Annotated in this window: 18 protein-coding genes; 15 read left to right on the top strand and 3 right to left on the bottom strand. The window is 39.5% G+C overall.

Annotated features, from left to right (window positions below; all coding sequences use genetic code 11):
• Positions 1 to 16 precede the first annotated feature (16 nt).
• Together FAZ15_RS12770 and fabD are read left to right on the top strand one after the other, a co-directional pair.
• Positions 17 to 1,249 (top strand): M16 family metallopeptidase, encoded by a 1,233-nt coding sequence (locus FAZ15_RS12770; protein WP_136901710.1) that lies wholly within the window; start codon positions 17 to 19, stop codon positions 1,247 to 1,249.
• Positions 1,250 to 1,310: 61 nt separating this feature from the next.
• Positions 1,311 to 2,201, top strand: a complete 891-nt coding sequence (gene fabD, locus FAZ15_RS12775; protein ID WP_136901711.1) for an ACP S-malonyltransferase — start codon at positions 1,311 to 1,313, stop codon at positions 2,199 to 2,201.
• A 10-nt stretch (positions 2,202 to 2,211) separates the two neighbouring features.
• Here fabD and FAZ15_RS12780 read toward each other — a convergent pair whose 3' ends face one another.
• Positions 2,212 to 2,940, bottom strand: coding sequence for an RDD family protein (locus tag FAZ15_RS12780; protein ID WP_136901712.1), 729 nt, complete (start codon positions 2,938 to 2,940; stop codon positions 2,212 to 2,214).
• 93 nt (positions 2,941 to 3,033) lie between these two features.
• Between FAZ15_RS12780 and FAZ15_RS12785 the strand changes: the two genes are divergently transcribed.
• Genes FAZ15_RS12785 through FAZ15_RS12810 form a run of 6 tightly spaced genes read left to right on the top strand, consistent with a single transcriptional unit; the run spans position 3,034 to position 9,192 of the window.
• Positions 3,034 to 3,996: a stage II sporulation protein M gene (locus FAZ15_RS12785; RefSeq protein ID WP_136901713.1), complete on the top strand. Its 963-nt coding sequence runs from the start codon at positions 3,034 to 3,036 to the stop codon at positions 3,994 to 3,996.
• Complete coding sequence (locus FAZ15_RS12790) at positions 3,996 to 4,892, top strand: ABC transporter permease (RefSeq protein WP_136901714.1); 897 nt, start codon at positions 3,996 to 3,998, stop codon at positions 4,890 to 4,892. Before FAZ15_RS12785 ends, FAZ15_RS12790 begins: the two co-directional genes overlap by 1 nt.
• On the top strand, positions 4,885 to 5,667 hold the full coding sequence (locus FAZ15_RS12795; protein WP_162304936.1) for a hypothetical protein: 783 nt from the start codon (positions 4,885 to 4,887) through the stop codon (positions 5,665 to 5,667). The genes FAZ15_RS12790 and FAZ15_RS12795 overlap by 8 nt, the downstream gene beginning before the upstream one ends.
• Before the next feature lie 8 nt (positions 5,668 to 5,675).
• Positions 5,676 to 6,863: a DUF4350 domain-containing protein gene (locus tag FAZ15_RS12800; RefSeq protein ID WP_238387243.1), complete on the top strand. Its 1,188-nt coding sequence runs from the start codon at positions 5,676 to 5,678 to the stop codon at positions 6,861 to 6,863.
• A complete protein-coding gene (locus FAZ15_RS12805) occupies positions 6,860 to 7,864 on the top strand; it encodes an AAA family ATPase (protein WP_136901717.1) in 1,005 nt (334 codons plus the stop codon). Before FAZ15_RS12800 ends, FAZ15_RS12805 begins: the two co-directional genes overlap by 4 nt.
• On the top strand, positions 7,864 to 9,192 hold the full coding sequence (locus tag FAZ15_RS12810) for a DUF58 domain-containing protein (RefSeq protein ID WP_238387244.1): 1,329 nt from the start codon (positions 7,864 to 7,866) through the stop codon (positions 9,190 to 9,192). The genes FAZ15_RS12805 and FAZ15_RS12810 overlap by 1 nt, the downstream gene beginning before the upstream one ends.
• A gap of 20 nt (positions 9,193 to 9,212) precedes the next feature.
• Here FAZ15_RS12810 and FAZ15_RS12815 read toward each other — a convergent pair whose 3' ends face one another.
• Together FAZ15_RS12815 and metK are read right to left on the bottom strand one after the other, a co-directional pair.
• A complete protein-coding gene (locus tag FAZ15_RS12815; RefSeq protein ID WP_136901718.1) occupies positions 9,213 to 9,638 on the bottom strand; it encodes a Dabb family protein in 426 nt (141 codons plus the stop codon).
• A 102-nt stretch (positions 9,639 to 9,740) separates the two neighbouring features.
• The gene (gene metK / locus FAZ15_RS12820) at positions 9,741 to 10,994 is read right to left on the bottom strand and encodes a methionine adenosyltransferase (protein ID WP_136901719.1); all 1,254 of its coding nucleotides are present in this window, start codon (positions 10,992 to 10,994) and stop codon (positions 9,741 to 9,743) included.
• Between the two features lie 271 nt (positions 10,995 to 11,265).
• On the opposite strand from metK, the gene FAZ15_RS12825 reads away from it, so the two are divergent.
• The 7 genes from FAZ15_RS12825 to FAZ15_RS12860 all read left to right on the top strand — a co-directional run bounded on the left by FAZ15_RS12825 (position 11,266) and on the right by FAZ15_RS12860 (position 17,227).
• The gene (locus FAZ15_RS12825) at positions 11,266 to 12,141 is read left to right on the top strand and encodes a diacylglycerol/lipid kinase family protein (protein ID WP_238387245.1); all 876 of its coding nucleotides are present in this window, start codon (positions 11,266 to 11,268) and stop codon (positions 12,139 to 12,141) included.
• A 12-nt stretch (positions 12,142 to 12,153) separates the two neighbouring features.
• Positions 12,154 to 12,501: a translation initiation factor gene (locus tag FAZ15_RS12830; protein ID WP_136901721.1), complete on the top strand. Its 348-nt coding sequence runs from the start codon at positions 12,154 to 12,156 to the stop codon at positions 12,499 to 12,501.
• A 400-nt stretch (positions 12,502 to 12,901) separates the two neighbouring features.
• Positions 12,902 to 13,732 (top strand): MotA/TolQ/ExbB proton channel family protein, encoded by an 831-nt coding sequence (locus tag FAZ15_RS12835; protein WP_136901722.1) that lies wholly within the window; start codon positions 12,902 to 12,904, stop codon positions 13,730 to 13,732.
• Between the two features lie 93 nt (positions 13,733 to 13,825).
• Positions 13,826 to 14,482, top strand: coding sequence for an ExbD/TolR family protein (locus tag FAZ15_RS12840; protein WP_136901723.1), 657 nt, complete (start codon positions 13,826 to 13,828; stop codon positions 14,480 to 14,482).
• A 12-nt stretch (positions 14,483 to 14,494) separates the two neighbouring features.
• The gene (locus tag FAZ15_RS12845; protein WP_136901724.1) at positions 14,495 to 15,052 is read left to right on the top strand and encodes an ExbD/TolR family protein; all 558 of its coding nucleotides are present in this window, start codon (positions 14,495 to 14,497) and stop codon (positions 15,050 to 15,052) included.
• A 31-nt stretch (positions 15,053 to 15,083) separates the two neighbouring features.
• Positions 15,084 to 15,971 (top strand): energy transducer TonB, encoded by an 888-nt coding sequence (locus FAZ15_RS12850; protein WP_136901725.1) that lies wholly within the window; start codon positions 15,084 to 15,086, stop codon positions 15,969 to 15,971.
• A gap of 332 nt (positions 15,972 to 16,303) precedes the next feature.
• Positions 16,304 to 17,227 carry a PstS family phosphate ABC transporter substrate-binding protein gene (locus FAZ15_RS12860; protein WP_136901727.1) on the top strand — a complete coding sequence of 308 codons (924 nt, stop codon included), beginning with the start codon at positions 16,304 to 16,306 and terminating at the stop codon, positions 17,225 to 17,227.
• Positions 17,228 to 17,235: the final 8 nt, after the last annotated feature.

Raw genomic sequence — 17,235 nt, forward strand, 5'->3', positions numbered from 1 at the left:
TTAATTTCATTTTTCCATGCAGGAATTAAATCTTATCCGATTGGATAACGGAATACGCATATTATTACACCAACAAGATTCTTCGATTACCCACACGTGTATGATCGTGAACGCGGGATCGCGTCATGAGTTGGAGGGAAAGTTTGGTGTTGCCCATTTTATTGAACATTTACTGTTTAAGCGTACAGAACGGCGTTCTACCAATCAAATCTTAAATCGATTGGAACAGGTAGGAGGTGATCTGAATGCGTATACGACTAAAGAATATACCTGTATTCATGCATCATTTTTGAATCCCTATTTAGAAAGGGCATTGGATTTATTTGAAGACGTACTTTTTCATTCTACTTTTCCGGAACATGAAATGGAAAAAGAAAAAGGGGTGATATTGGATGAAATCGCCTCCTACCTGGATAGCCCGGAAGAGTCTATCATGGATGATTTTGAGGATCTAATGTTTGCAAATTCAGGTTTAGGACATAATATTCTGGGATTGGAATCTGATCTGAAGAGCATTGCCAAGAAAGACGTTTATGATTTCATGCTTTCTAACTACAATACCGAAGAAATAATTATAGCTGTAGCGGGCAGTTATACCAAATCACAAATGGAACGCGTTGCCAATAAAATCTTTGGCAAGATCAAAAGAAATGTACCTACCAAGGAAAACGATCTAGTTACAGGTGGCGAATCGAATACCATCGTTGTACATAAACCGATTAATCAGGCCCACTACATGTTGGGTAAGCAGACCTTCGGCATTTACGACGACCGCAAAACGGCCATGTTATTGCTCAACAATATGCTTGGCGGTATTGGGATGAGTTCCATCTTAAACCTTGGAATCCGTGAAAAGCACGGTATTGCTTACACTATTGAATCGAATCTAACGCTTTATAGTGATGCCGGTAATTTTAGTATCTATCTGGGTACGGATGAAGAGAAGTTAAATAAGGCTGTCCGTTTAGTAAAAAAAGAGCTTGATACGCTCAAAAGTCAGCCTATCTCAGCGTACCAGTTGCAGCGTGCCAAACAGAAATTCAAGGGGCAGATCGCCCTTGCTGAAGAAAATCGTATGAGTATGATCATTGCCGAAGCGAAAAATATAATCGATTACGATAGGGTCATCTCGCTCGAAGAGGTGTTTTTGAAGATAGATGAAGTACGTGCAATGGATATCCTGGCTTTATCTCAGGAATTTTTAGACGAGTCAACGATGGTATCTTTGGCTTTTGTGCCTGAGGATTGATAGATTGTGCCGTTGTAATTTTTATTTTTTAATTTTGACTTTTTACCTATTAATTTTTTAGATGAAAACAGCATATATTTTTCCTGGGCAAGGTGCTCAGTTTGTAGGAATGGGACAGGATCTTTATACTTCGAGCGAAGAGTCGAAAGCCTTATTTGAGCAGGCAAACGATATATTAGGATTTCGCATTACGGATGTCATGTTTAGCGGAACCGACGAAGATTTGAAACAGACTAACGTTACACAACCTGCGATATTTTTACATTCGGTTATCTTGGCGAAAGCTCTGGGAACATCTTTCCAGCCTTCGATGGTAGCCGGACATTCATTGGGTGAGTTCTCCGCTTTAGTCGCAGCGGGTGCATTGTCTTTTGAAGATGGTTTAAAATTAGTGTCGCAACGTGCCAACGCCATGCAGAAAGCGTGTGAGTTAGAACCCTCGACAATGGCGGCAATACTAGGTTTAGACGATGAGACCGTAGAAAAAATCTGTGTGCAGATTGAAGATGTAGTCGTGGCTGCCAATTATAACTGTCCGGGACAGTTGGTGATTTCGGGATCAATAGTAGGTGTCGACAAGGCCTGTGCATTGTTGACGGAGGCAGGTGCCAAACGTGCACTGAAGTTAAATGTCGGTGGTGCTTTTCACTCTCCTTTAATGGAGCCAGCGAAAGTAGAGTTGCAGGCAGCTATTGAGGCCACAGAAATCAAAGCACCTTCTTGCCCAATTTATCAGAATGTAGATGCTAAACCGTATACAGATCCGACACAGATAAAAGCGAACCTGATCGCTCAATTGACTGGAGCGGTACGATGGACACAAACTGTTCAGCATATGTTGACAGATGGAGCGGAAGCCTTTGTGGAAGTAGGTCCGGGTAATGTATTACAGGGCTTGGTGAAGAAGGTAGACAGACAAGTACAGACATCCTCGGCCTCAGCCTCTTTATAATATTAGAAGGTTATTTGTCTCTGTATATGTAATAATGATCTTGTATAATCAAGGGTATAAAATCTTCTGGCGCAAGCTGCGATTTTATACCCAACAGGATCTCCACGCGTGTGGCGAGTGCTAAAACAATACCGTAATTTTTTCGACTTTTTGCGGTTTCAAAAATTTCTTTAATCTGGTTGACATCCCGATCTGTCAGCCTGACTACCTCCGGGTAGGTTACCAGGTGTTCCGCTGTTAGCTCTTCAAACAGCGTTACCTTTAAGTTCAGATCTTCCTTAATATTAATTACGGTGGTATCAGCGGCTAAATCGCCAAGTCGTTGACTATTCTTCGTAAGAATGATACTCAGTATACCCAATCCGCCCATACTTAAAAAGATATCCACGGTATTGCTGATCCATCGGATAAAATATTGATAAAATGTAGCGCGTGTCCCATCAATCTTTACGACTTTTACTTTCATTAACCGTTTGCCTACGGTCTGACCTTCCATAGCCGTTTCCAGAATGAGTGTATAAAAAATAGCTGGGAGAGAGGCTAAGGACACGATACCCATTATGAGCCAACTGTCTTTGCTGTCAAGAAATCCGGACAAAGCAAGCAAAAGGAATATAAAAATAAAATAGGTGATGATAATGCCGTAATCAATGGCAAAAGCCAGTACCCTAGCGCCCAAGGAAGCCAATTTGTATTCAAATTTTACATTTTGTGGGGTATTAATGTACAGCTTGTTCATATCACATAAACTTAGCTAAATTAGCTTTTATATGCAACTTGTAAATGCAAAGCATTTTATCTAAGTTTGAAATAGGTACTATAAATTTAAATTATGCGGGAAGCATCCTTTATTGAACGAAATAAAGAAAAATGGGTGTCAATTGAAAATAACTTGGCAAATAAATCTGAAGTTGACCCTGATATTCTTGCAACAAACTATATCGAGCTGACCAACGACCTAGCGTACGCACAAACATTTTATCCTAAAAGTAAGACTAGGGTATATTTGAATGAATTGGCAATTCGTGCCCACCAGATCATTTATAAGGATCAAAAATCTTCCAATAATAAACTGATCCATTTCTTCCAGTATGAAATATACGAAGCAATTTGGCAGATCCGACGACCGATGATTTATTCGTTACTACTATTTTTATTGGCGAATACGATAGGGTTTGTCTCTTCCCAATACGACGAACACTTTGTGCGTTTGATAATGGGTGATGCCTATGTTAATATGACCATTGACAATATAAAAGCGGGTAACCCTGCTGCGGTATATCAACAGGGGGATAGCTTCGGTGGTGCACTTTTTATCACTATTAACAACATTAAAGTGGCGTTTCTTGCTTTTATCTATGGTATTTTTGTAAGTATAGGGACGGGTTTTATTCTTTTTAGTAATGGCATAATGGTAGGGTCGTTCCATTATTTATTTTATAAATATGGTGTACTCCAGGAGGCATTGACCGCTATCTGGATACATGGCACGATAGAACTATCCGTTATCGTCATTGCTGGTGGATGCGGACTGGCGATAGGAAACAGCATCTTGTTTCCGAAATCATATACGCGGTTAGAATCGTTCAGAAAAACTGTAAAACGAGCGGCAAAGGTGTTGATTAGTACGATTCCTTTTTTCATCGTCGCCGGGACATTAGAAGGTTTTGTGACGAGATATTATCAGGTTTCGGTGTGGCTGAGTATCTTCGTTATTACCTTATCATTATTTGCTATAATATATACCTATATTATTAAACCGAGGCAAATGGCAAAAAAACACGAATGGAATTGATGGATTTTGAATTTAAACGGGAACGCAAGCTAGGAGAGTTTGTTCAAGACTTTATTAATTTGCTTAAGATTATTTTGGGGCACTGTGCTAAAGTGATGATTCGGCTTTTGTTCTTGCCTATTTGTATCATGATATTGGTTTCCTATTATATCTCTACTAAATACAATCTATCTACCAGCTTCTCTGTTGATCTATTTGCTAACATTGGATTCGCATTTATCATACTTTCCTTTACGGCGTTGATTGCTTTTGGATTCGCAATAGAATACTTTTTATTGATCAGGGATACTCGAGCGTTGGGATTTGACGAAAAGGATGTATTGCGAAATTTTAAGGACAATATGGCAAAGTATATACGATTTTTATTAGTGGCTTTTATTGTTTCTATTATCGCTATTATTCCGATTGGAATCGTAACTTTTTTAAGTGTCTTTATTCCACTGGTAGGTTCTGTAGGCTTGGGTATATTTTATGCTATGATTGGCTTGTGGTACTTTTGTGCTTTTCTACTTTACAGAGAAGGGTACGACGACTTAACGGATTGTTTTCTGTCCTCATTTTCGATGTTAAAAAGAAGAGCTTTTGAATACGGCGTAGCGTCTTATGTCGTGAGCTTCTTGTTCCAATCCTTGCTTAGCCTGGTCGTCCTGATCCCTTCTCTTGTTATCGGTTTGATTGCTTATAATTCATTGGAGTTCAATTCCGATTTTTTTAATACATTTTATGGTCGAATGCTGATGTCGTTGGGCGGAAGCGTGTTGACGCTATTTAGTATTGTATATGCCATGTTAGCAGTTATGAGCTACGGAATCATTTACGAGACGGCGAAAGAGCTGAAATATGGAGAGGATATCTTCGAGAAGATTTCTAAAATCGGAAGGAGTAATCATGCATAGGTTGTCGTTGTTGTTACTTTGTTTAATCAGTTTTCAGTCCTTTTCTCAACAATTCGAGGTACTCGAAGACGATGAAGCCTCTGATACGATCGAGGTGCATGAATATTGGCAGAGCAGATATTACGATTCTATACCGTCCGCAGCCTATTTAGTGAATACAAATACGCAGACTTTTGAGCAACTGATTGCTAAATACCAAGAGAAAGATTTTGTGTACTCCGAGAGCGTGGCACAGAAGATGAACTTTGTAGACACGATCCTGAATCGTATTATGAAGTTACTGGAAGATTTATTTCCCAAATCTAAAACCGCTGTAAACAAACCCTTTTTCTATATATTAGGTGCAATGGGGGCTATTATATTTCTATTTCTGGTGTATAAACTCATTTTCAATAGAAATAAGCTGGTTGTCTATTTGAAAGACGAAGAAATTGAAGAAGAGGAACAAGTACAGTTTGTCGAACGAAACTTAATGCATGTCCGTGTGCAGGATTATATCAGTGAGGCATTAAAAAACGAAAATTTTCCATTGGCGATTCGATACCAACAATTACTCAATATTCAGGTACTTTCCCGAAAAGGTGTTATCGATTGGAAACATACCAAGACGAATATGGAATTGTCGGAAGAAATCGGTAATGAAGAATTGAAACGATCGTTTCAGGAGAGTGTCGCTATCTTCGATCACGTCTGGTTTGGAAAATTCCCGATCGGGAAAAAAGAGTACGACCACTATGCACAGGTGTTCCACCAATTTCAAAAGAAATGGGCATGAACAGGGGGATGATTTTAGTTTTCTTTATTGTCGTATTAGGCGGAATTGCGCTTATTGATGCCGGAACCAATCGGCCGGTAAATTGGACACCAACCTTTGATCAGCGTGACAAAATTCCGTTCGGCTTGTATGTGCTCCATCAGGAGCTGTCATCTATTTTTGGAACGGAAAAGAAAATCGATGATACGAAACGTACTGCTTACGAAGAAATTGAACAGCTTGATAGTCTCAAGGCGTATCATACGGCACTAATAGATATTCTGGATTATGGTACTTATGGCGACACGAAAATGGAACCGCTCTTAAATTTCGTGGGCAATGGCGGAGAAGTATTTGTGTCTACCCTGTATTTTGACGAATGGCTATTAGATACATTAGGAATAGCACAGGAAGAGCTGCGGCACTCGATTTTTTTTCCGTCGGATAAAAGTGTGACTTACTCATTAGCGGGTGATACGGCTCGCATCATATTGGAAAAAGTAACTGATTTTACGGTATTCACTAAATTGAATAGCAAACATTGTACTATTTTGGGCAATTTACATGCAAGGGGGAGATCGATACCTAATTTTATTAAAGTTTCGTTTGGTAAAGGACATTTCTACTTGCATGCTTCGCCGTCTGTATTCACGAATTATAACATGTTGACCGAGCCGGGCTACCGCTATTCAAGTAAAGCGCTGCAGGTCATTACGTACAAAAATATACTTTGGATCGACAATTATTACGATAGCGCAGTGTCGCGATCACCACTCCGTGTAGTGCTCTCTCAATCTGGTTTTCGCCAAGCCTGGTATCTACTATTGATAGGATTGCTGCTGCTTTTGCTTTTTAAGAGTAAGCGCGAACAGCGGGCCGTAAAGATTGTTACACCAGAACCGAATCTTTCAAGAGACTTTGCGAAAACCATAGGTGCCCTGTACTTTGAAAATGGGAAGCCTGGAAATATTGTTCTCAAAAAGATCGATTATTTTCTATATGCCATTCGTAGCAGCTATCAGTTGGAAACATTGGATCTGATGAATCCGGAATTCATCAGGCATCTTTCACGTAAATCAGGGGTAGATATAGCGGAAACTCAATCGTTAATCACATATATCGATCAATATAGACATCGGGAAACCTTCACCATTGAAGATGTTAAATTCATTAATTACATTATAGAAGACTTTAAAAGTAAAGCGAATATCATATGAACGAATTAGAAAATATACAGGAGAAATATACGCCAGCGTTCGAGAATCGAATAGATGTAGCTGTATTGCGTTCCAAATTTGAGGAAGTACGTCAAGAAGTGAAGAAGGTCATTATCGGGCAGGACAAGGTGATCAACATGCTGTTGGTTTCTATTCTTGCTGGCGGACATTCGCTAATAGAAGGTTTGCCCGGAGTAGCCAAAACGCTAACCGCCAAACTGATTGCCAAAACAATCAATAGCGAATTCAAGCGGATCCAATTTACACCCGATTTGATGCCTTCCGACGTTACCGGGTCGGCTATTCTGGATTTGAAAACAAATGAATTTGAGTTTAAGAAAGGTCCTATTTTCGGAAACATCGTGCTCATCGACGAAATTAATAGGGCTCCTGCCAAGACACAGTCGGCATTGTTTGAATGTATGAGCGAAAATCAGGTCACGGTGGATGGACATACCTATCCATTGACTCGCCCCTTCCTCGTTTTTGCTACCCAAAACCCCATTGAGCACGAAGGAACATATCGGTTGCCAGAAGCTCAATTAGACCGGTTTTTATTTAAAATTGATGTGCATTATCCGGCATATGAACAGGAACTCGAAATATTAAGGGAGCACCACGCACAGAAGACGAAAAATAAAGAAGACCTTGTGCAGCCTGTGCTTTCCATTGATGAACTTATTCATTTCCAGCATTTGGTTAAATTGATTTATGTGCATGAAGATATCCTCCAATATATCGCACAAACGATCCAGCAAACGCGTGTAGACCAAAATTTAACCTTAGGTGCATCTCCACGGGCCTCCATTGCTATTTTAGAATCTGCTAAGGCGCTTGCAGCGTTGCAGGGACGCGATTTTATTACACCTGATGATGTGAAGTATGTCGCTCCTTCTGTGCTCGGACACCGCGTACAACTCACACCGGAGAAGGAGATGGAAGGATTCTCCGCAGAATATATTGTACGCCAGATCATCGAAAGTGTAGAGATACCACGTTAATGAAGATTTTTAAGAGATTATATATCACAAATCTGTTTTTTTATATCCTCTTGGGTATTGCGGCGCTGTACGTTCTATCGGCCTATATGCAGGAATTTCGCATGGTGGCGGATATACTCATTTGGAGCTGGTTTGTAGTCTGTACATGGGATCTTCTTATTTTATATTTTCCCAAAAATAAGGTGTTGCTGAACAGAAACTACCCGGAGAAATTGTCCAATGGAGATGCAAATCCCTTTTTCTTAAGCATCAAGAGCACATTTCCACTGATGGTAAAGGTTAGCGTATTGGAGGAGTTCCCGGAGCAGCTACAATTGCGGGATAATGAATTCTATATTTCGATCAAAGCGCATGATGAAAAGGAAATTCGATTTGAATTGACACCTGTAACACGTGGAACATACCAGTTCGGTGTTTGTAATGCACTGGTAAAACACTTGGGGTTATTTCAGCGCAAATTTGTGCTGGATGAAGATCGGGTTATTCCTTGCTATCCTTCTTTTATCCAGATGCGAAAATATCAATTGTTGGCCACTACAGACCGTCTTGTAGAATTGGGCATAAAACGCATTCGCAAGATTGGCTCCACGTTGGAATTTGATCACGTGCGCGAATATGTGCGAGGCGACGAATATAAGCACATGAATTGGAAAGCATCGGCCAAGCATAGTAAACTAATGGTAAATCAATTTCAGGAGGAGAAATCCCAGCCGATTTATTCTTTTATCGATACAGGACGAGCAATGCGGATGCCCTTTAACGAAATGACCTTGTTAGACTACGCGATCAATGCCACGTTGGTGCTTTCAAATACCGCCATATTAAAGCAGGACCGAGCGGGTATGCTCACTTTTTCAAAAGAAATCAATAACCATGTGCCGGCAGAGAAGAGAAATAATCAGATTCGAAAAATCTCCGATGTGTTATATGGTGTTTCAACCTTATTCGAAGAGTCCGAATTTGGAAATCTCTATGCTTTTGCAAGGCAGCATATCAACAAGCGTTCCTTGATATTCATGTATACCAATTTTGAAACTTTAGACGCTTTACATCGGCAGTTGCCTTACCTCCGGATGCTTCGCAAAAGCCATATTGTCGTTGTCGTTGTATTTAAGAATACAGAGTTGGTTGATATGGCCAAAGAGCCAGCCTCCACAATAAGTGATATTTATAATAAGATTATTGCCGAAAAATTTGTGTACGAAAAGCAACTAATTATTCAGGAACTGAATAGAAATGGTTTACAGACTATCTATACAAATCCGGCAGATTTGAGTATTAATTCGATAAACAAATATCTGGAGATTAAAGCCAGGGGTATGATATAAACTTTCGCAATTGTTTAACTTCAACCCTCCAATATTGTGTCCGAGACCCTTACTTTTGTCCATAGGTGACTGTATTTTTCAATCGCTTGAAGGTGAATAGGGTGTGTTTCGTATACATTGATGTCATCGATATTTGCGAATGTTACGATCAGATTATAAGAAAAGGAGTTGTCGACGACTTCGCGCGGAGTGGTGGGCGCAGGTTTTCCATAGTGAAGACTTTGTATAGTTGGTATTTTTCGAAGTGCCTCAAAAAAGCCCGTAAAATTTTGAATCTCTTTTTCCCCTAAGTCTTCTTGCAACCAAAAGAACACCGTGTGTACAATTGTGCCGGGTGTCGGTTCATGTGTTTTCGTTGGAGAGGTACAGGACTGTGCTGTTATACCTGTTAGCGTAAGTGCTGCCATACCTGCTGTGGATTTGTTGATAAAATTTCTTCTTTTCATCGCTATTTGTTTAGGGTCTTATCAACGAATATAAACAAATAAATTCTACGAAAGAGGCCCTTTTTTTAAAGAGCCTCTTTCTTGTGTTACTATAGCGAGCGATTAAATGTTAAATGCTTCTTTTATGCGATCCACATAATCGAGTCGTTCCCATGTGAAAAGGTCTACTTCAATAGTTTTGACTTCCCCATTGGAGTTTTCAAAGGTTTTAGTAACCCGTTTCGGTGTGCGCCCCATATGTCCATATGCTGCTGTCTCCGAATAAATTGGATTACGTAATCCCAGACGTGTTTCAATGCCGTACGGTGTCATATCAAATATGTCAGAAATTTTTTTTGCGATTTCACTGTCTGATAATCCGATTTTGCTTGTGCCGTAGGTATTAACATAGATTCCCATTGGGTCTTTCACACCGATGGCATAGGAAATTTGTACAAGTAGTTCATCGGCAACTCCTGCAGCGACTAGATTTTTAGCAATATGTCGTGTGGCATATGCAGCCGACCGGTCTACTTTTGAAGGATCTTTTCCAGAAAATGCACCCCCACCGTGGGCTCCCTTGCCTCCGTAAGTATCGACGATGATCTTCCGGCCGGTTAGACCGGAATCTCCATGTGGGCCACCAATGACAAATTTTCCCGTTGGGTTAATGTGAAATTTGATGTCATCATTAAATAAAGCCTGTAGTTCAGGTTTTAATTGTGCTTTTACACGAGGAAGTAAGATTGCTATAATATCTGCTTTGATCTTTTGTTGCATTTCTTCTTCTGATGCAAAATCATCATGCTGTGTAGAAATTACAATGGTATCAATGCGTTGCGGTTTGTGATCGTCGCTGTATTCCAGTGTCACTTGGGATTTGGCATCGGGGCGTAAATAGGTTATTTCCTTATTTTCACGTCTCAATGCAGCTAATTCATATAGCAGACGGTGCGACAAATCTAATGCTAATGGCATCAAATTGTCTGTTTCATTATTGGCATATCCAAACATGATCCCTTGGTCACCTGCTCCTTGTTCCTGTCTCGTAATACGGTCTACGCCCTGATTGATATCAGCCGACTGTTCATGAATGGCCGAAAGTACGCCACATGAATTTGCTTCAAACATATATTCCGACTTGGTGTACCCGATACGCTCGATCACCGAACGTGTGATCTTTTGTACATCTAGATAAATTTTTGATTTTACTTCACCAGCCAACACCACTTGTCCGGTCGTTACTAATGTCTCTATAGCGACACGGGCGTCTTCATCCCATGCCAAGAAATTGTCGATTAGTGCATCTGAAATTTGATCCGCAATTTTGTCCGGATGCCCTTCAGATACCGATTCGGAAGTAAATAAATACGCCATATTTAAATCTTTGAAATTATGATTTACCGAAGATGCTTCTAGATAAGAAGTGGAAAAACTTTTAGTCTCGAAAGGTTTTAGCACTTTTTTTCTGTGGTTGCAATCTCCCATTTACATCGAAGTGTAAAATGCAAATCAGTCCACATTTTTGTCGGTGCAAAGCTACAACTCTTTCGGTATTATAAAAAGATAAATAATATTTATTACCTTTTTTTGATATAACTTTAATCACATCCAATGCTTATCTTTACGACAGAACAGTGTTTAAATAATGGATCGGAAAAAAATATTATTCGTTATAAATCCAATTTCAGGGGGCAAAAAGAAAACTTCTTTTAATAAGCAGGTTTTAGAAGTGCTCGACTTACAAAAATTTAATCCTACTTTCCAACAGACTACAAAACCCAATCATGCATTCGAACTGGGAAAAACGGCTGTGGTCGAGAATTTTGATGCAGTCATCGCAGTAGGCGGCGACGGTACAATCAATGAACTGGGATCCGCTTTAGTGGGTACTAATGTACCCCTAGGGATTATTCCAGAGGGGTCAGGGAATGGTTTGGCGTTGTATTTGGGTATCCCCTTAAACGAGACTTCTGCCATTCGTCGCATCAATCGATTTGATATTGTTGAAGTAGATAGTGGCATGATCAATGAAAGACCTTTTTTCAATATTGCCGGACTTGGTTTTGATGCATCGGTAAGTGATCGCTTTGCAAACGATTCGACCCGAGGGCCGATCGGGTATATGCGGTCTGTCATCAATGTATTGAGTGATTATAAACCTTGTAGATATACACTTACCATTGACGACGTGGTATACGAAAGAGAAGCTTTCATGATTAGCGTTGCGAACTCACCGCAATATGGTAATAATGCGTACATCGCTCCAAATGCTTCCGTAAGTGACGGATTATTGGATGTATGTATTGTGCACAAGTTTCCGATGTATATATTACCGATGATGATATACCATCTATTCAGTAAGACAGCGGACCAATCCGAATATGTGGAAATTATTCCGGGTAAAATCATTAAAATTGAACGGGATAGTGAGGGGCCGGTACATGTAGACGGCGAACCTATCCAAATGGAAGGAATATTAAATATAAGTATTAAACCCAGTTCATTAAAAATTATTTGTTAAGATAAATTAGATATGGCAAAGCAAAAAAAACAACGCTACGACGGTGTTGTATATTCAACCGCTGATGATTTTGATTATCAGAATCCGGAAGAGACTCCCGACGTCGAAACACAACCCAACGAAAAACAACGATTGCGCGTGCTCTTAGATAAAAAAGCCCGAAAGGGTAAAATCGTTACTTTGGTAGAAGGTTTTGTAGGCAAAGAGGAAGATTTAGAAAATTTGGCTAAGACGTTAAAGCAAAAGTGTGGAGTAGGCGGGAGTGCGAAAGACGGAGAAATTTTGATACAAGGGGATTTTAAGGGAAAAATATTTGACATCCTTATCCAGATGGGATACAAGGCGAAAAGCATTGGGTAGTATGGAACCCAGCTTAGGATAAATATGTTATAACTAATGTTTTATATAATATATTTTTGGCTATAGCGTTATTAACCAGAATATGTTTTGATGAGTGAACACTTACTTATTTTTCATATTTAACAATTTAATAATTTGCATATCATAAAAAAAATGGTTTTTATTGTAAAATATTCACGGTAAGGCGTCGTTAAGTATATGGAAATTGAGATATGATTGCTGCTGATGATCATCTCAAGCCTCACAATTAACAGGGATATAATTTAAATGCAAATAAAATTTGACTTTTGTAACAAAATAGTATATTTGTTTTGACGAACGTCGAAATAACGTGCATTCGTGCTTAAAAATTGAATTAAACATAATAATTAAACAACAGTAAAATCTAAAAATTAGTAAAATGGCAAACGCACCAAAAACTACTAGCCCGGCAAAACAAGAAAGCGGCAACTCAAGTAATGTATTTGCAAGCTTAGCAATTATCATCTGTTTCATAATCGGTTTTCTTGTATGGAGATTTGTAATGGGTAATGCTGAAAACTTTATAGACAACAATCCAGATAACCAGCCAAAACCAGGTAATTATCTTGGTATGGTTTATCACGCAGGTGCTGTAGTACCCGTACTTCTTGGATTGTTCTTAATGGTATGGGTATTTTCTATCGAACGTTTCATCGTTATCGGAAAAGCCTCTGGTACAGGAAACGTAGGAAACTTTGTGAGAAAAATCCAAGGATTCTTGAAAAGTCAAAACATTGACGCTGCGGTTGCTGAGTGTGACAAACAAAAAGGATCGGTTGCTAATGTAATCAAAGCAGGTTTGTTGAAGTACAAAGACGTAGAGGCAAATCCTGGTTTAGACGCTGAAAAATCTTCTTTAGCAATTCAAAAAGAAATTGAAGAAACAACAGCATTAGAAATGCCGATGTTAGAGAAGAACTTAAACGTTATTGCTACATTAGTTTCTATTGGTACATTGACAGGTCTATTGGGTACAGTAACAGGTATGATCAAGGCCTTCTCGGCATTGGCAACTGGTGGAGCTCCAGATTCTGCTAAGTTGGCAAATGGTATCTCCGAGGCTCTTATCAATACAGCTACAGGTATCGCAACTTCGACGTTTGCGATTGTCATGTATAACATCTTGACTGCAAAAATTGACAAATTAACTTACTCTATTGATGAAGCTGGTTTCTCGATCGTACAAACGTACGCCGCGAACCACAAATAGCCTATAAAAGTATTTTCATTTTTTTTATGGAAAATGAAAATCTGTGGCATCATTAATAAAAGATAGAGTTGTTAATTTAATAAAACTAAAGAAATGGGTAAAGCAAAAGTAAAAAGAACCAGTACCTCGATCGATATGACGGCGATGTGTGATGTATCTTTCTTGCTACTTACGTTCTTCGTTCTAACAGCAACAGCTAGAACGCCTGAGACATTAGTTGTCGATACGGCCCCTTCTTATTCTCAAGCAAAATTACCTGATGGTAATTTGAGTGTGATTACAGTAGGTGATGAGGGAAAAGTGTTCTATAGCATGAGTGATCCTAATGTACGTGCCGAGACATTGAAAAGTATGTCAAGTAGATACAATATCTCTTTCACAGCTGAAGAATATGAAAAATTCGCGCTTACGGAAGATTTCGGAGTTCCGATTAAAAACTTAAAGCAACTGTTAGCGTTAGAGTCTGGACAGAGAACGGTAGAACTTCAGAAAGGTGTACCTGTGGATTCTACGATGGACGCATCAAATGAATTGTTCCATTGGGTTAAAGAAGCCCGCATTGCTTCGGCAAGGATATTAAAAGATAGGGCGCTTGTAGATAATAAGGATCCGGATGATATCGAATTGATGACGGTAGCAATCAAAGCGGATGGAGACGCGAAGTTTCCTAGCTTGAATTTAATTATTGAAACGTTACGTAACCAGAAGCAAAATAAGTTCAGTTTTGTAACAGGACTTAAAGCTGAATAACATTAAAGAGATATGGCAGAATTAAATCAAGATTCCGGCGGCGGTAAAAAGGGTGGGAAAGTAAGGTCCAAGAAAAATGGCGGTAAGGTCGACTTGACCGCGATGGTAGACTTGGCGTTCTTATTGATCACATTCTTCATGTTGACGACTTCATTGAACAAGCCTCAAGCAATGGACGTTGCTATGCCTGATAAAAACGTTGAAACGGATAAAAATACCGATGTAAACGTTGACGAACACCGTAGTGTGACTTTAGTATTAGGCTCTGATGACAAAATTGTATGGTATAATGGTTCAATTGCAAGTCCAATTTATCCACCCGCTGTAATCGATTATAGTAAGGACGGAATTCGCGCAGTTCTTCAGCGGATGAAAGCAGAAGTTCCAAAAAAGACGGGTGGAAAGGACATAATTGTTGTTATTCGCCCAAGCGAACAAGCTGTAACACGCAATATTATCGATGCACTAGACGAAATGAAAATTGCTGACATAAAACGTTACATGATTTCAAATCGTATTATGCCGGAGGAAGTCGCGCTATTGGAAAAAGAAGGAATCTATAACGACTAGTTAGAAGGTTCTAACATAAAATCAAGAAGTTATGTTTGAAAAATTAAATATATTCAAAAGCGAGTGGCTCGAGGTTGTTTTCGAAGGCAGAAATAAAGCCTACGGAGCATATGAGCTACGTAAGTTGGGGCCTAAGGCTACTAACATCGCTTTGGCCATTGTTGCGGCTGTCGTGGCTGTATTCAGTGCTACACAAGTCTTCAACATCAGCTTGTTTCCAAAGAGCGATGCTCCTCAACAAGAGATTGCTTTTACGGAAGAAGTAACATTGGAAGACCTTGTCGAAGAGTTACCTCCTGAGGAAGAAAAACCGCCTGTAGAGGAGTTAGCACCAAAAATTGCTGAATCTAAACCCGCTTTGGATGTGGTTGCTTTGCCTGAGATTAAACCGGTACCCAAGGAAAAAGCCGTAGAAACGGAAGTCGCTACGGTAGAAGAAGCTACTGATAAGAAAAAACTTATCGGGCCTACAGCCATGAAAGGTATGAAAGGTGGTGCGGTTACTACAGAGGGTAAATGGGGTACAAAAGATGTTGCAGGTGCCGCTACAGGTAGTACAAAAGGTGTCGAAGGTGGTACAGGAACTGGCGGTGCCGACGAGATTTTTACAGCGGTAGAGGTACAACCAGAGCCACCGGGTGGCATGGCAGCTTTCCGGAAATGGATTGCCGATAATTACGCTTATCCTAGTGGGGCTATCGATGCCGGTGTAAAAGGCACAGTACAAGTATCTTTTGTAGTAGAGAGAGATGGTAGCTTAACAGATATTAAAGTCGCACGCGATTTGTCATACGGCACAGGACAAGCTGCTATTAATATGCTGAAGAAAGCGAAAAAATGGAGTCCAGGTATCCAAAATGGACGTCCAGTACGTGTGGCTTACACCTTACCAATTCGATTGGATTTAACCAATATGTAATTAGCGTGAAGATTCAATAATGAATAGTAATACAAAGTTTAGACAGAAATCGCCAACGCAGCGATTTCTGTCTATTTTAGGCCTTTTCATGTTTTTAGTGTATTTCACATTAGGCTTGTTGATTATATTCTGGGATAAGTTTCCTTTGGAAATAGACACACGGTATAGAAATATGTTTGGTATATTGCTGATCGTATATTCTTTTATGCGTTTTATTCGGCTATTTCAAAAAAACTTTACCCATTAAGATTTGTATTCGCTTAATGCGAGATAAAGGTTAAAAAAGTGTTAAGGGTTAATCTTTTTCCATTTTTACTAATCCTATTGATAATATGAGAATATTTAACTGGACATATCTATTCGTTTTTCTTTCTTTTTGCTGGATCAGTTGCGGTAATAATAACAATTCCCAGGATAGGGAAAAGGAGAACAAGGAAGATGTATTAAAGGGAAGTATGCAGGTGGGGGTTGATGAGACGGTGTTGCCGCTATTTCTGGAGAATGTAGAGGTCTTTGAAAGTTCATATTATAATGCGACAATAGTTCCACAGCCGGCAGCGGAAGTGCATGCTATCAATGCGTTGATAAAGGGTGAGACCAACTTTGCGGTATTGGCCCGCAAGCTGACCGCCGAGGAGAATCAGTCATTCGCAAAACGTTCGATTAAACCATACATTTATCCGATTGCATACGATGGCATAGTTTTGGTAACGAATAACGCGAGCGTGGATACTAGTTTTGTCGTTGCGGACGTTATAGCGTTATTAAAAGGAAATAAAGCCAAAAACGTTAAGCTTGTTTTTGATAATGTAAACTCGAGCGTGCTGCGCTACTTCAAAGATTTAGGGAAAGTTGGCAAAATAGCGAGTACTTATGTTGAAGCACTTACTTCGTCGGAAGAGGTGCTGAAGGAAGTTGCAAATAATGTGGACAAAATAGGGTTGATAAGTTTTAATCAATATTTATATTTAAAAAGTTCTTTTACAGAAATGGATAAAATTCGTATATTAAGCGTCTTAAACGACAGCGGAGGAAAGCGTAGGTATGTAAAGCCTTCTCAAGCGAGTTTAGCGACGGACGAATATCCGTTGAAAAGAGAGATTTTCGTGTTAAATTATCAACCTAATTTTGGATTAGGAATCGGTTTTTCAGCGTTCTTAACGGGCGATAGAGGGCAACGTATCGTGTTGAAGTCAGGGTTACTCCCAGCAACGATGCCGGGACGTGAGATTATAGTAAGAGATAGAATAAATTAGAAACAATA

This window comes from Sphingobacterium olei, from assembly GCF_005048855.1.
GTDB classification, from domain to species: Bacteria; Bacteroidota; Bacteroidia; order Sphingobacteriales; family Sphingobacteriaceae; genus Sphingobacterium; species Sphingobacterium olei.

What these genes read in the sequence shown, in the direction of transcription:
- FAZ15_RS12835 (WP_136901722.1), top strand. Translation starts at nt 12,902, where the DNA reads ATGGCAAACGCACCAAAAACTACTAGCCCGGCAAAACAAGAAAGCGGC.
- FAZ15_RS12825 (WP_238387245.1), top strand. Translation starts at nt 11,266, where the DNA reads ATGGATCGGAAAAAAATATTATTCGTTATAAATCCAATTTCAGGGGGC.
- FAZ15_RS12810 (WP_238387244.1), top strand. Translation starts at nt 7,864, where the DNA reads ATGAAGATTTTTAAGAGATTATATATCACAAATCTGTTTTTTTATATC.
- FAZ15_RS12805 (WP_136901717.1), top strand. Translation starts at nt 6,860, where the DNA reads ATGAACGAATTAGAAAATATACAGGAGAAATATACGCCAGCGTTCGAG.
- FAZ15_RS12860 (WP_136901727.1), top strand. Translation starts at nt 16,304, where the DNA reads ATGAGAATATTTAACTGGACATATCTATTCGTTTTTCTTTCTTTTTGC.
- FAZ15_RS12795 (WP_162304936.1), top strand. Translation starts at nt 4,885, where the DNA reads ATGCATAGGTTGTCGTTGTTGTTACTTTGTTTAATCAGTTTTCAGTCC.
- FAZ15_RS12815 (WP_136901718.1), bottom strand. Translation starts at nt 9,638, where the DNA reads ATGAAAAGAAGAAATTTTATCAACAAATCCACAGCAGGTATGGCAGCA.
- metK (WP_136901719.1), bottom strand. Translation starts at nt 10,994, where the DNA reads ATGGCGTATTTATTTACTTCCGAATCGGTATCTGAAGGGCATCCGGAC.
- fabD (WP_136901711.1), top strand. Translation starts at nt 1,311, where the DNA reads ATGAAAACAGCATATATTTTTCCTGGGCAAGGTGCTCAGTTTGTAGGA.
- FAZ15_RS12790 (WP_136901714.1), top strand. Translation starts at nt 3,996, where the DNA reads ATGGATTTTGAATTTAAACGGGAACGCAAGCTAGGAGAGTTTGTTCAA.
- FAZ15_RS12850 (WP_136901725.1), top strand. Translation starts at nt 15,084, where the DNA reads ATGTTTGAAAAATTAAATATATTCAAAAGCGAGTGGCTCGAGGTTGTT.
- FAZ15_RS12840 (WP_136901723.1), top strand. Translation starts at nt 13,826, where the DNA reads ATGGGTAAAGCAAAAGTAAAAAGAACCAGTACCTCGATCGATATGACG.
- FAZ15_RS12770 (WP_136901710.1), top strand. Translation starts at nt 17, where the DNA reads ATGCAGGAATTAAATCTTATCCGATTGGATAACGGAATACGCATATTA.
- FAZ15_RS12800 (WP_238387243.1), top strand. Translation starts at nt 5,676, where the DNA reads ATGATTTTAGTTTTCTTTATTGTCGTATTAGGCGGAATTGCGCTTATT.
- FAZ15_RS12845 (WP_136901724.1), top strand. Translation starts at nt 14,495, where the DNA reads ATGGCAGAATTAAATCAAGATTCCGGCGGCGGTAAAAAGGGTGGGAAA.
- FAZ15_RS12785 (WP_136901713.1), top strand. Translation starts at nt 3,034, where the DNA reads ATGCGGGAAGCATCCTTTATTGAACGAAATAAAGAAAAATGGGTGTCA.
- FAZ15_RS12780 (WP_136901712.1), bottom strand. Translation starts at nt 2,940, where the DNA reads ATGAACAAGCTGTACATTAATACCCCACAAAATGTAAAATTTGAATAC.
- FAZ15_RS12830 (WP_136901721.1), top strand. Translation starts at nt 12,154, where the DNA reads ATGGCAAAGCAAAAAAAACAACGCTACGACGGTGTTGTATATTCAACC.